9 protein-coding genes are annotated in these 12,019 nt (G+C 72.3%); 5 read left to right on the forward strand and 4 right to left on the reverse strand.

Translation table 11 applies throughout. The features are described from left to right. Nucleotides 1-50: 50 nt before the first annotated feature. The 4 genes from ACGFNN_RS23740 (at nt 51) to ACGFNN_RS23755 (ending at nt 6,359) form a co-directional block, all read left to right on the forward strand. Nucleotides 51-1,253 carry an isochorismate synthase gene (locus ACGFNN_RS23740; RefSeq protein WP_393558718.1) on the forward strand — a complete coding sequence of 401 codons (1,203 nt, stop codon included), beginning with the start codon at nt 51-53 and terminating at the stop codon, nt 1,251-1,253. Beyond that, the gene (locus ACGFNN_RS23745) at nt 1,250-2,902 is read left to right on the forward strand and encodes a (2,3-dihydroxybenzoyl)adenylate synthase (RefSeq protein ID WP_393558720.1); all 1,653 of its coding nucleotides are present in this window, start codon (nt 1,250-1,252) and stop codon (nt 2,900-2,902) included. Before ACGFNN_RS23740 ends, ACGFNN_RS23745 begins: the two co-directional genes overlap by 4 nt. A 33-nt stretch (nt 2,903-2,935) precedes the next feature. After that, nucleotides 2,936-3,568, forward strand: coding sequence for an isochorismatase family protein (locus tag ACGFNN_RS23750; RefSeq protein ID WP_393558722.1), 633 nt, complete (start codon nt 2,936-2,938; stop codon nt 3,566-3,568). A gap of 97 nt (nt 3,569-3,665) precedes the next feature. Beyond that, nucleotides 3,666-6,359 carry an amino acid adenylation domain-containing protein gene (locus ACGFNN_RS23755; RefSeq protein WP_393558723.1) on the forward strand — a complete coding sequence of 898 codons (2,694 nt, stop codon included), beginning with the start codon at nt 3,666-3,668 and terminating at the stop codon, nt 6,357-6,359. 148 nt (nt 6,360-6,507) lie between these two features. On the opposite strand, the gene ACGFNN_RS23760 is transcribed toward ACGFNN_RS23755, so the two are convergent. From ACGFNN_RS23760 to ACGFNN_RS23775, 4 genes are all read right to left on the reverse strand, one after another. Further along, nucleotides 6,508-7,134, reverse strand: coding sequence for an alpha-ketoglutarate-dependent dioxygenase AlkB (locus ACGFNN_RS23760; protein WP_393558725.1), 627 nt, complete (start codon nt 7,132-7,134; stop codon nt 6,508-6,510). A gap of 88 nt (nt 7,135-7,222) precedes the next feature. Then, nucleotides 7,223-8,029 (reverse strand): phosphatase PAP2 family protein, encoded by an 807-nt coding sequence (locus ACGFNN_RS23765; protein ID WP_362548479.1) that lies wholly within the window; start codon nt 8,027-8,029, stop codon nt 7,223-7,225. Further along, the gene (locus ACGFNN_RS23770; RefSeq protein ID WP_393558727.1) at nt 8,030-8,983 is read right to left on the reverse strand and encodes a YihY/virulence factor BrkB family protein; all 954 of its coding nucleotides are present in this window, start codon (nt 8,981-8,983) and stop codon (nt 8,030-8,032) included. It abuts the gene before it with no gap. A gap of 1 nt (nt 8,984) precedes the next feature. Then, a complete protein-coding gene (locus ACGFNN_RS23775; protein ID WP_393558729.1) occupies nt 8,985-10,748 on the reverse strand; it encodes a diacylglycerol kinase family protein in 1,764 nt (587 codons plus the stop codon). Nucleotides 10,749-11,118: 370 nt separating this feature from the next. On the opposite strand from ACGFNN_RS23775, the gene ACGFNN_RS23780 reads away from it, so the two are divergent. Continuing rightward, nucleotides 11,119-11,586 carry a DUF5709 domain-containing protein gene (locus tag ACGFNN_RS23780; RefSeq protein WP_393558731.1) on the forward strand — a complete coding sequence of 156 codons (468 nt, stop codon included), beginning with the start codon at nt 11,119-11,121 and terminating at the stop codon, nt 11,584-11,586. The last annotated feature ends 433 nt before the right edge of the window (nt 11,587-12,019 follow it).

The raw sequence follows: 12,019 nt of genomic DNA on the forward strand, positions 1-12,019 counted from the left end.
CCGGCCCACCCCCCACTGCCGCCGCCCGAGCCGCCCCCTGGAGACCACCCATGTCCGCCTCTCCTCGCACACCCACCGCCCCTCCCCCGCACGACAGCGCCCCTGGCGCGGCGACCACCCTGCTCGAGGCTTACCGGCCCGGCTCGGACCGCTTCCTCGCAACTCCCCGGCACACCCTTCTCGGCTCCGGCACCAGAGTCTCGGTGCCGCACGACTCCCGGCCGCTGACGCTGAGGGTGCGCGAGGTGCTGGAGGCGGTCCGTCAGGACGACGGGACCCCGCCCATCGTGATGGGTACCGTGCCCTTCGCACCGGACGGTGTGGCGACGCTCGCCGTCCCCGTGACGGTCCGACGGGCCGGTCCGCTGCGCGCCGATCCTCTCGTCGCCCTGCGGGGACCCGAGACCGATGCGGACGGTGAGTGGCGGATACGCGAGGTCCCTTCGGCGGACGGCTACGCGAAGGCGGTCGCCGCCGCCGTGGAGCGGATGCGCGCCGGGGAGTTCGACAAGGTCGTCCTCGCCCGCACCCTGGAGCTGACCTCCGGGCGTGAGCTGGATCTGGCGTCCATGCTGAACCGTCTGGCACGCCGCGACCCGGAAGGCTACACCTTCGCGGTACCCAGCGGCCCGGACCGCACCCTGCTGGGGGCGAGCCCGGAACTCCTCGTGTCACGGCGGGGCAGCCGGCTCGTCGCCAATCCGCTGGCTGGGTCCGCGCGGCGCAGCAGCGATCTGGCGGAGGACGTCCGCAGGGCCGCGGCGCTCCTGGACTCGCCCAAGGACCTCCACGAGCACCAGGTCGTGGTCGACGCGATCCGCGAGCAACTCGCCCCCCACTGCCTCCACCTGGACGTCCCGGAGCGCCCCACGCTGGTCCGTACCGCCGCCATGTGGCACCTGTCCTCGACCCTGACCGGGGAACTGCGCGACCCGGACTCCACCGCGCTGGACCTGGCGTCGGCACTGCACCCCACTCCGGCCGTGTGCGGCAGCCCGACCGATGTGGCCCGCCAGGTCATCGCCGAGTCGGAGCCGTTCGACCGCGGTGCGTACACCGGCATGATCGGCTGGCAGGGCGCCGACGGTGACGGCGACTGGGTGGTGACCATCCGCTGCGCCGAGGCGGAGGGGCGCACCCTGCGTCTGTTCGCTGGCGCCGGTGTGGTGGCGCAGTCCTCCCCGGAGGCCGAGACGGCCGAGACCGGGGCCAAGTTCCGTACCTTCCTGAGCGCTGTGGGAGCCTCCCTGTGACAACCGCCTTCCTGAACCCCGACACCCCCACCTGGCCCGCCGAGTTCGCCGAGCGCTACCGCGCCGCGGGGCACTGGCGGGGGGAGACGTTCGGCGGTGTGCTGAGCGAGCGGGCCGCCGCGCATCCCGACCGGGTCGCCGTGGTCGATCCGGCCGGCACCCGCCGGGCGTGGACCTACGCGGAGCTGGACGAGCGCGCCTCCCGGCTGGCCGCCGGCTTCACGGCCAGGGGCATCGCCCCTGGTGACCGGGTCGTCGTACAGCTCCCCAACATCGCCGAGTTCATCGAGGTGGTCTTCGCGCTGTTCCGCATCGGCGCGCTTCCGGTGTACGCCCTTCCCGCGCACCGCGAGACGGAGATCGGCTACTTCTGCTCGTTCACCGAGGCGGTCGCCTACGTGGTGCCCGAGCGGCACGCGGGCTTCGACCACCTCGCTCTCGCCTCCCGGGTGAAGGAGCGCACCCCGACCCTGAAGCACGTCTTCGTCGTGGGTGAACCGGGCGAGCACACCGCCCTGTCCGATGTTCCGTGCGACCCCGTGGACACGGGCCACACGCCTCAGCCCGGCGATCTCGCCTTTCTGCAGCTTTCGGGCGGCACCACCGGCGTACCCAAGCTGATCCCGCGCACCCACGACGACTACATCTACTCGCTGCGCGGATCCAACGAGATCTGCGGTGTGGACGGTGACACCCGGTTCCTGGTCGTGCTCCCCGCCGCGCACAACTTCCCGATGAGCTCGCCCGGCTGGCTGGGAGCCCTCTACGCCGGCGGGACCGTCGTCCTGAGCCCCGCCCCGGACCCGGCCACCGCCTTCCGGCTGGTGGAGAGCGAACGCGTGACGATGACGGGCATGGTGCCGCCGCTGGCGATCCTGTGGTCGGAGGCGGCCCCCGCCACCGCTCATGACCTGTCCAGCCTGGACCTCGTCCTCGTCGGTGGAGCCAAGTACAGCGAGGCCGCCGCCCGCCGTCTGGAACCGGCGCTGGGCTGCCGTCTGATGCAGGTGTTCGGCATGGCCGAAGGGCTCGTCAACTACACACGACTGGACGACGACCACGAGACCGTCGTCACCACCCAGGGCCGGCCGATCTCCCAGGACGACGAGATCAGGGTCGTCGACGACGAGGACGTGGACGTACCGCAGGGGGACTACGGCCACCTGCTGACGCGCGGCCCCTACACGATCCGGGGCTACTGGCGGGCTCCCCAGCACAACGAGAGGTCCTTCACCGAGGAAGGGTTCTACCGCACCGGTGACATCGTGCGCCGTACGGCCACCGGCCACCTGGTGGTGGAGGGACGCGCCAAGGACCAGATCAACCGAGGTGGTGAGAAGATCGCCCCCGAGGAGATCGAGAACATCATCCTGAGCCATCCCTCGGTGCACGACGTGTCGGTGGTGGGCGTCGCCGACGACTACCTCGGGGAGCGCACCCTGGCCTACGTCATCCTCCGGTCCGGTGCGGAGCCACTGAAGCCTGCCGCGATCAAGCGCCTGGTCCGGGAACGGGGCGTCGCCGCGTACAAGGTCCCCGATCTCGTGGAGTTCGTCGACGCCTTCCCGCAGACGGGAATCGGCAAGGTCAGCAAGAAGGGACTGCGCTCGGACACCGCGTCCGGCGGCCAGGCACCCGCCCGTTCCTGATTCCCCACCCTCTCCCGCCCGAAAGGTATCCCCGTGGCTCTTCCCGCCATCGCTCCGTACGCCCTGCCGACCGAAGCCGAACTGCCCTCCAACCGGGTCGGCTGGACGGTCGACCCGGCGCGCGCCGTACTCCTGGTGCACGACCTGCAGGAACACTTCCTCCGCGCGTTCCCGGCCGGTGAGCAGCCGCTCGCCGGCATGCTCGACAACACCGCCCGTGTCATCGACCGGTTCCGTGGCCTCGGCGCACCGGTCGTCTACTCGGTTCAGCGCGGTGGTCAGACGGCGGAGGAACGCGGCCTTCAGCTCGACTTCTGGGGACCGGGAGCGGCGGACGACCCCGAATCCCTGGCCGTTCCCGCGGTGGTGGCGCCCGCCGATGGCGACACCGTGCTGACCAAGTGGAAGTACAGCGCGTTCGTCCGCACCGAACTCGAGCCGCTGCTGCGGGAGTCGGGCCGGGACCAACTGGTGATCACCGGTGTCTACGCGCACATCGGGGTGCTCATGAGCGCCTGTGACGCGTGGATGCGGGACATCCAGGCCTTCGTCGTCGCCGACGCCGTGGCCGACTTCTCCCGCGAGGACCACGACATGGCGCTGCGCTGGGCGGCCGGCCGTTGCGCGGTCGTCACCAGCACCGACTCGCTGCTGAAGGAGGTCTGAACCCCGTGGCGCTCACCCTTGAACCGATACGTCACGGCACCGAGGCGCACTACGCGGCCCTCGACGCGTGGGCGCCCCTGCCGGGGGTGCGGGTCTCATGACCGTCCTGCTCACCGGCACCGGCGCTCCAGAGGCCCTGTCCGGCGAGGAATCCGCGCCGGCCGTACTGCCGCTGACATCCGCCCAGTCCGGCATGTGGTACGCCCAGTCGCTCGACCCGCTCAGCCCCGCGCTGAACACGGCCGAGTGCGTGGAGATCGACGGTCCCCTCGATCCGGAGCTGTTCGCCGAGGCGCTGCGCCGGGTGACCGCGGAGGCGGACTCGCTGCGCGTCACCGTCGAGGACACTCCGCAGGGGCCGCGGCAGCGGGTACTCCCCCACGTCCGGTTGCCCCTGACCACCCGGGACCTGCGGGACGCGCCCGACGCCGCCGCGCGGGCCGAGGACTGGATGACCTCGGATCTGGCCGAGCCCTTCGACCTGGCGACGGGTCCGCTGTTCCGCCACGCCTTGTTCCGGCTCGGTGACGAGCGATGGCTCTGGTACCAGTGCGTCCACCATCTCGCTGTCGACGGGTTCAGCTACTCCCTGCTGGTACGCCGCACGGCCGACGTCTACACCGCCCTCGCCCGGGGCGGGGAGCCCGGCCCCCGCTCCTTCGGCTCGCTGAAGGACCTGGTGGCCGAGGACGAGGCCTACCGTGCCTCCGAAGACCACGCGGCGGACCGCGCGCACTGGGCCGAGGCCTTCGCCGACCGCCCGGAGGTCCCGCGGCTCGGCGGGCGCGGGTCGCTGCCCTCGCGTACCTTCCTGCGCCGCACCACACTTCTGGGCCCAGAGGCCACCGGGGAGCTGCGGGACCTGGCCGGCCGGCTCCGCGCCACCTGGCCGGAGGTGCTGGTCGCCGCCCAGGCCCTCTACACCTCGCGTGCGACAGGCCACCGTGAGGTGGTGCTCGGCATGCCGATGATGGGCCGGCTGGGATCGGCGAACCTGCGGGTGCCCGGCATGGTGAGGAACGTTCTTCCCCTTCGGGTGGATGTCCCGCCCGAAGCCACCTTCGCGGAGCTGGTGCGTCAGGTGGTCCTCACGATCCGTCAGGTCCGCCGCCACCAGCGCTACCGCTACGAGGACATCCGCCGGGACCTGCGTCTCCTGGGCGAGAACCGGGCGCTGGTCGGGCCTCTGGTCAACGTCATGCCCTTCGACTTCGACGTGAACTTCGCCGGTGCGGCCGCACTGACCCGGAACCTCGCGACCGGCCCCGTCGACGACCTCACGGTCAACATCTACGACCGGACGGACGGCCGAGGCCTGCGCGTCGACCATGACGGAAATCCCGCGCTGTACACGGAGGAGGATCTCGCGGTCCACCAGGAACGCTTCCTCGATCTGCTGCGAAGGCTGAGCCGGACCGACCCGGACCTGCCGGCCGCCGCCAACTCCGTCGCCACCGATGACGAACTCGAACTGGTGCTGCGCACCTTCAACGACACCCGACGTGCGCTGCCGCCCACGACTCTGATCGGCCCCATCGAGTCCCGCGCCGCCCGCACACCGGACGCGACGGCTCTGGTGTTCGGCAGGACCTCGCTGACGTACGAGCAGCTGAACACCCGGGCCAACCGGCTGGCACGGCATCTGCAGAGCCTGGGCGCCCGGCCCGGCAGGGTGGTCGCGGTGTCGGTGCCGCGCTCGGTGGAACTCGTGGTGTCCCTGCTCGCGGTGCTCAAGGCCGGGGCCGCCTATCTGCCGCTGGACCCTGACTATCCGGAGCAGCGGCTCACCTACATGCTGGGGGACGCGGAGCCGGTCTGCGCGGTCACCGACCGGGCGGGGCGGCTGCCCGAGGACGCCGGGACGCCTCTGGTCGTCCTGGAGGACCTCGACCTGTCGGAGTACCTGTGGGTGAACCCCTCGCGGCCGCTCACCCCGGCGCACCCGGCGTATGTGATCTACACCTCGGGTTCGACGGGGCGCCCCAAGGGTGTCGTGGTGTCGCACGCCGCGATCGACAACCGGCTGCGCTGGATGCAGGGCGCGTACGGGCTGACGGAGGACGACGTCGTGCTCCAGAAGACTCCTTCGTCGTTCGACGTGTCGGTGTGGGAGTTCTTCTGGCCGTTGCGTCAGGGCGCCACCCTGGTGGTCGCCGAGCCCGGCGGCCACAGGGATCCGTCGTATCTGGCCCGGCTGATCGGCGAACAGGCGGTCACCACCTGCCATTTCGTGCCGTCGATGCTCCAGGTCTTCCTCGCCGGGGCGGATTCCGGGGACTGCCGAAGCCTTCGCAGGGTCTTCTGCAGTGGTGAGGCGCTGCCCCGGGAGACGGCCGAGGTGTTCGGACGGCTGCTGCCGGAGGCGGAACTGCACAATCTGTACGGCCCCACGGAGGCGGCCGTTGATGTCACCTTCCACGCCTGCGCCGCCGGGGACTCCGGTCCCGTGCCGATCGGCCGGCCGGTCTGGAACACCCGGCTGTATGTGCTCGACGCGGCGCTGCAGCCCTGCCCGCCAGGCGTCCCGGGCGAGCTGTACCTGGCCGGCCGCCAGCTCGCGGACCGGTATGCGAGCCGTTTGGGTCTGACCTCGTCGCGCTTCGTAGCCGATCCCTTCGGCCCGCCGGGGACGCGGATGTACCGCACCGGGGACCTGGCGCACTGGACGCGGGAGGGTGAGGTGGTCCACCTCGGCCGGACCGACGACCAGGTCGAGCTGCGAGGCCGGCGCATCGAACTCGGAGAGACAGAGGCGGCGCTGACGGCCCGGCCGGGAGATTCGGACGCCTGAGCGTCGTGCGGGTCTCTTCGGCCCCGGGGCAGGTGTGACACGTGCCCCGGGGCCGCCCCTACCGTGTGCGGGCGGACGGGCCCGGCAGGTCCATGGGACGGGCGCACGCATCACCCCCTCGATCCGCACGCGGCCCACAGGGGCGGCTTCAGCGCACCCCGCTGGGCCGGTACTGGACGCTGATGCGCGGCCCTCGGGCCTGCGCGGTCTTGGGTACGGCATGCTGCCAGGTGCGCTGACAGGAACCGCCCATGACGATCAGGTCGCCGTGGCCCAGCGGCCGGCGCACCGTTTCGCCACCCCGGCAAGGGCGCAGGAGCAGATCGCGCGGGGCACCGAGGGAGAGGATCGCGACCATCGTGTCCTCACGAGAACCGCGCCCGGTCAGGTCGCCGTGCCAGGCGACGCTGTCACGTCCGTCGCGGTAGTAGCACAGACCAGCGGTGGTGAAGGGTTCACCCAACTCATCGGCGTAGTGGGAGGAGAGCGCCTCCCGTGCGTCGTCGAGAACGGAACTCGGCAGCTCCTCGCCCTCGCGGTAGAAGGAGAGCAGCCTGGGCACGTCCACCGTCCGGTCGTACATCTGCCGGCGTTCGGCGCGCCAGGGCACGCCGGAGGCCAGGTCCGCGAAGAGCTCGTCGGCCCCGCCGAGCCAGCCCGGCAGCAGATCGATCCACGCCCCGTCGCTCAGGACGGTCCTGCGCAGGCCTGCGAGAGGGCCGAGGCTCGGACGGTCGGCCTGGTCGAAGAGCGAACCCTGGAGATGTGGGGACATGGAGACAAGTCTAGGCCCGCATTAGAACACCTGTTCCATTGCGCGATGGGTGGACCTTCCGGGTGAACGCATTCACCGCACCCTCCCGTCAGGCGTCCCGGCGCCCCACTCCGTCTGCGATCGCACCGTCGGCTTCCGGGTCCTCGCCGCTCAGCTCCGGCTCCAGCCCCTCGGCCATCTCGGTGCGGCGCAGCCCGGCGTCGGCACGCCATGCTTCGAAGGACCAGCCGGTCAGGGCCACCACGGCGAGCCCGAGCGTCCACCCACCGACGACGTCACTGAACCAATGGACCCCCAGCGCGATCCGGGTGAACCCGACGCCCAGCACGGAGAGGACGGCCACGGCCCAGCAGAGCGGCCGGAGGTTCCGGCGTACCAGCGGCAGGAGGACCAGGAGCAGCACGGCGAAGGAGGTCGTCGCCGCCATCGCGTGGCCCGAGGGGAACGAGTAGCCGGGGGCATGTGCCACCGGGTCCGGGAGGGAAGGCCTCGCGCGCTCGACCACCATCTTCGCCAGGAGGCCGACGAGTCCGCCCGCCACCGCGGTGACGGCCGCCCACGCTGCCAGCCGCCACGCCCGCCGGTACAGGAGCCACAGGGTGAGCAGGGCGACTGCCGCCCGCAGGGTCACCGGGTCCCACACCACGTCGGAGAGGAAGCGGAGGGTGCCCGTCCACGCCGGGTGGTCGAGCGCGGTCCGGTTCAGCCACCGTGCCGCGCCCGCGTCGAGACGCCGCAAGGGCTGCCAGCCGCTCTCCACGAGGACGAGTAGGAGGCCGAAGAGCACCGCGGCGACCGCGGAGACCGCGGCGGAGGCGAACAGCCGGACACCAAATCGGCGGTCGGCGTCCCTCCTCCTCCGCCGGAGGCCGGTAACAGCGGATCGTGCGGACATTCAGGCTCCTGGGTCGGGTTGTACGGGGCCGGGGCGCTTGGCCCGGACCGCCTCCAGCTGCGCGGCGAAGGCGAGGCCGAGGAAGAGGGCGATCGAGGTGAGGTAGGCCCACAGCAGCAGGGACATGAAGGCCGTGAGCGGGCCGTAGACCGTGTCGAAGGACCCGCTGACCTCGAGGTAGAGGCTCAGCAGCCAGGTCAGGGTGGTCCAGAGGACGAGATACACCGCGGCCCCGAAAGCCAGCCAGGTGTATCCCGGCTGACGGCGCCTCGGCGAGCGGCGGAAGATCGCACTCGCCGAGAGGATCACGAGTACCACGCCGGCGGGCCAGCGCAGCAGGTCCCAGGCGGACCGTGCCCCGGAACCCAGGTCGTACACGTCGACCACCGCGGCCACCAGATCCCCTCCGGCCACCATCGCGACGAATCCGATGCCCAGCGGGATGCCCGCGGTCAGCGACATGACCAGGCCGCGCAGGTACTTCAGATGGAAGTCCCGGTCGCGTTCGACCCCGTAGATCCGGTTGGCCCCGCGCTCTATCTGGCACATCGCCGTGGTGGTGTTGGTGAGGGAGAAGACGAGGCCGAACCACAGGGCGATCTGGGCGCCGTCGTCGGCGTGCTCGCGGCTGCGGTCCAGCGCGTCCTCGACGACCCCCGCGCTGGGTCCCGCCGTGATGCGCTGAATGGTCAGTTCCGCCACCCGGCCCAGATCCTCCGTGTGCAGCGCGGAGGACAGCCCCACGAAGGCGATGACCAACGGCACCACGGCGAGCACCGTCTGGAGGGCGAGAGCGCGGGAGTGGCTGAAGCCGTCGGCGTAGCGGAAGCGGACGAAGGAGTCCCGGAGGAGCGGCCAGCGGCCGTAGCGGCGCAGGGTGACGAGGGCCTCGTCACCGGAGAGTTCGCTGCCGGCCATGTCACGGGTCTGCGGGACCCTGGTGGCGGTGCCCATGTCACTCTCCTCCCGCGGGCATCAGCACGGTCAGCGCACCGGGCCTGACCTCGGCGCTCAGGCGCCGGCCGGGCGCGACGGAGTCACCGTCCAGTTCGCGTTGCTGCGGGGCGTCGAAGCGCAGGTCGACGCGGTGGAAGGTGAAGTACTCCACCGCGGGCGCCCTGCCGGAGTGGCCCGCCGTTCCCTCGGGCTGCCGGCGCAGCAGGGAGGCGACGGCCCTCAGCCAGCCGCCGGGCCCCCGGGGGTCGAGGATCAGGAGGTCCAGCAGGCCGTCGTCGGGCCGCGCCGCCGGCACCAGGGCGGCTCCGCCCTGGACCTTGCCGGTGTTGGCCAGCAGGACCATCCGGGCGGTGCGGCGCAGGGGTGGCGCGCCGTCGACGGCGACGGTCAGGCGCATCCGGGGGGCACGTAGCTCCCGCAGACCCGCCATCACGTAGGCGGGCCAGCCGAGCACTGCTTTGGCCCGGTCGCTGGTGCTCTCCAGCATCGCGGCGTCCAGGCCCGCGCCGGACATCACGGTGAAGTGCGCGGGATCCATTCCGTCGCCTTCGATCCGGCCGAGGTCGATGCGGTGCGGGGTACCTGTCAGCGCCACGGCCAGGGCGTCCTCGGGGTTCACGGGGAGTCCGAGGTTGCGGGCGAGGAGGTTCCCGGTGCCGCAGGGCACCACCGCGAGCGGGATGCCGGTGCCCGCCAGGGCCTCGGCGGCAGCGCGGACCGTACCGTCGCCGCCGCAGACGACGACGAGCGCGGCGCCCTGTTCGACGGCCCGCCGCGTCTGCCCCTCCCCCGGGTCGTCGGCCGTGGTGGGCACGAACTCGGCTCCCGTGCGGCCATGCGCGTCGAGCACACGCCTCAGGTCCGCGCGGGCGCTCTCGTCCGTCACGGTGGGGTTGTAGACGACGACGGCAGGGCCGGGTGCCGGGGCCGGCTCGGCCTCGGGAGCCTCGGTGCCGGCCGGAGTGCCACCGGGTACGTGGGGGCCGGCCAGCAGGGCACGGCCGACGATCAGCAGGGAGAGCCCGCCGTTGAGGATGCCTCCGGCGATGTCTGTCGGATGGTGCATGCCGCGGTAGGCGCGGGCGACGCCCACCAGCAGCGGCACGAGCATCAGCAGGACCGCGACGGGCCTGCGCCAGGGGCCCTTCGCACGGTGCAGGACCAGGATCGCGAGCCCCGCGTAGAGGGCGGTCGCCGCGCCGGTGTGGCCGGACGTGTAGCTGGAGGTGGGCGGTGAGGCGTCGAGCCGTTCGACCTCCGGCCTGGTGCGGTCCACGGCTTCGGTGATCACCAGGAAGACCAGGGCCTGGAGTGATACGGCGGTCGCCAGGAAGAGCGCGTCCCGCCGCCGGGGAAGCCGCGGGAGGAGAAGCAGCGCGAGGCAGGCCAGGAGTGTCCCGGCGACGACGGTGAGGGTGTTGCCCGCCTCGGACACGACGAGGGACACCGCGTCGAGCGTGCCGGTCCGGGCACCCTCCAGCGCTTCGTTCACCCGGTCCTCGGCCGTCAGGGGCCAGTGCCCGGCCGCCGGTCCGGTGATCAGCAGGCCGAGCCCCACCATCAGCGCGGCCTGGCAGACGGCCGTCGAGGCTATGACTCCGGCGGCACGCCCCATGCCACCGGGCTTGCCGGGGACGTCGCGGTGGTGCTCGCCGGCGGACGGGTGCCGTGGCCGCGGCAGTCTCCGGGCGGGGTGCGTCGGTACGGCGGAAGCCTGCCCGGCGGCGAAGGCTGTCTGTCTGTCCGGTGTGTCGGTCGGCATGGCGTTCCCGTCGTTCGGCTGCGCCCTCGGCTGAGCGCGGGGCCAGGGCTTTCCCGGCGTTCGCCGTCTGCCCCGTCCGCACGCCTCCAGACCTGCCGTCGGTGCGGGCACGCGTGGGAGGCCGTCACCAGCGAGCCGCCTCCCCGGTCGCAGCGGCAGTGGATCGGTCATAGGCTGCCCGAGCCGACCGCCTCCGGCGGTAGTGGGCCCGACCAGCCCTTACGGCGCCCGGGACAGCCGGACGGGCCCTGATGCCGTCTGCCTCGAACCCGCATCGCCCGTGGCTCGTGGGGCAGGAGAGCGGCGACGCCGCGTCCCCCACGTACGGGCGCCGGCGGACACGGCATACCTCAAGGGAAGGAGCACCCCGATGCCGGAAGAAGGACGCGGTGACGACGTCTACCAGCCGAACGGCTCGGACAGTGGCAACCGGCCCACGGACGACCTCGACCCGGAGAACGTGATCGACGAGCCGGACCTCGACGACATCCTGGACACGGGGTACTCACCGCCGGAGAAGCCCCTGGGCGTGTCGAAGTACGGCACGACGGGCGAGGAGCAGCGCGAGGGCGAGTCACTCGACAGCCGCCTCGCGCAGGAGGTGCCCGAGGACGGGCCTCCGCCCGTGGACGACGACGCCGGAGACGGGCCGGAGGACAACGGTCCCGAGGAGGACGACGCCGGCGACGTGCGCGCCGGCCGGATGGCAGCCGCCGAAGAGGACCCGGCGAACCGCCGCAACAACAGGGTGCTGGGCCGCGACGTGGGCATCGACGGGGGCGCCGCGTCCGCGGAGGAGGCCGCGGTCCACATCCAGGAGGAGGACGGCGGGGCCTGAGCCGGCGGCGGGTTCTCCTCCGGAGTCCCGAGCGGGGGTGTCGGCACCGGCCACGTGACGCCCGGCCGTGATCTGCGGCGGGGCGTCCGGCCTGCCCAGGCGGACCTCAGCTCCTGAAGCCGGAACGTCGGCAGGCGCCTTCCCCGGGCGCCGAGGCGGTGACCGGCGCCTCGGGCTGAAGCACTCGGTACCCAGGTCACGACGCGGGCCCCACCGGAGGGAGCACTCCGGTGGGGCCCGCGTCGTGGCAGTTGTCCGGCACGACAGGCCGGACGGCGCGACGGACCCGACGGCACGACGGACCCGACGGCCCGGGTCCGGCCGCGGCCCTGCGGTCACTCGCTCCTATGCGCCTCGCCCGGCGCCTATGCGTCCTGCCTCCCGATGCATGGCACGGCCGGCCCCCCGGCAGTTCAACTGAACCCGGGGAACG

It is taken from the genome of Streptomyces sp. NPDC048590 (assembly GCF_043199535.1).
Taxonomy (GTDB): domain Bacteria; phylum Actinomycetota; class Actinomycetes; order Streptomycetales; family Streptomycetaceae; genus Streptomyces.

Coding starts and splice junctions, on each gene's coding strand:
- ACGFNN_RS23740 (WP_393558718.1), top strand. CDS start 51: ATGTCCGCCTCTCCTCGCACACCCACCGCCCCTCCCCCGCACGACAGC.
- ACGFNN_RS23755 (WP_393558723.1), top strand. CDS start 3,666: ATGACCGTCCTGCTCACCGGCACCGGCGCTCCAGAGGCCCTGTCCGGC.
- ACGFNN_RS23760 (WP_393558725.1), bottom strand. CDS start 7,134: ATGTCCCCACATCTCCAGGGTTCGCTCTTCGACCAGGCCGACCGTCCG.
- ACGFNN_RS23765 (WP_362548479.1), bottom strand. CDS start 8,029: ATGTCCGCACGATCCGCTGTTACCGGCCTCCGGCGGAGGAGGAGGGAC.
- ACGFNN_RS23770 (WP_393558727.1), bottom strand. CDS start 8,983: ATGGGCACCGCCACCAGGGTCCCGCAGACCCGTGACATGGCCGGCAGC.
- ACGFNN_RS23775 (WP_393558729.1), bottom strand. CDS start 10,748: ATGCCGACCGACACACCGGACAGACAGACAGCCTTCGCCGCCGGGCAG.
- ACGFNN_RS23780 (WP_393558731.1), top strand. CDS start 11,119: ATGCCGGAAGAAGGACGCGGTGACGACGTCTACCAGCCGAACGGCTCG.